Consider the following 339-nt stretch of genomic DNA (forward strand, 5'->3'; position numbering starts at 1 on the left):
ACCCGACTGGGACCTTCATCTTCCGCTTCGAGCCGGCGGCGGTTGTGCGGCGCCTCAACCCCGTCCGTCCGCTCCGCGGAAGGCCGCTGGTGCCCGTAGTCTACCGCGACGACATGCGAGACCCCCACAGCCTGTCCCTCACCCAGGGGTTCCGCATGCGCAACCGCGACATGATCTATGTCTCAAACGCGCCGTTCACCGAGATCAAGCAGGTCCTCTCGGTCTTCGCCGCCGCGTCCCAGCCGATCACGACCGGTGTCCGCGTCGGCGGCGCGTTCGACTGAAGCCGGCTCGATCGTCGCGGATCGGGACGGGGCCGCCGGGCTGGGCGGACGGGCC

General features: G+C 69.9%; 1 pseudogene. It reads left to right on the forward strand.

The features are described 5' to 3' along the window. Positions 1-284, forward strand: a pseudogene (locus MKK51_RS18790) (sugar transporter); the annotation flags it as partial. Positions 285-339: the final 55 nt, after the last annotated feature.

Origin of the sequence: Methylobacterium sp. E-045 (genome assembly GCF_022829685.1) — a bacterium.
Taxonomy (GTDB): Bacteria; Pseudomonadota; Alphaproteobacteria; order Rhizobiales; family Beijerinckiaceae; genus Methylobacterium.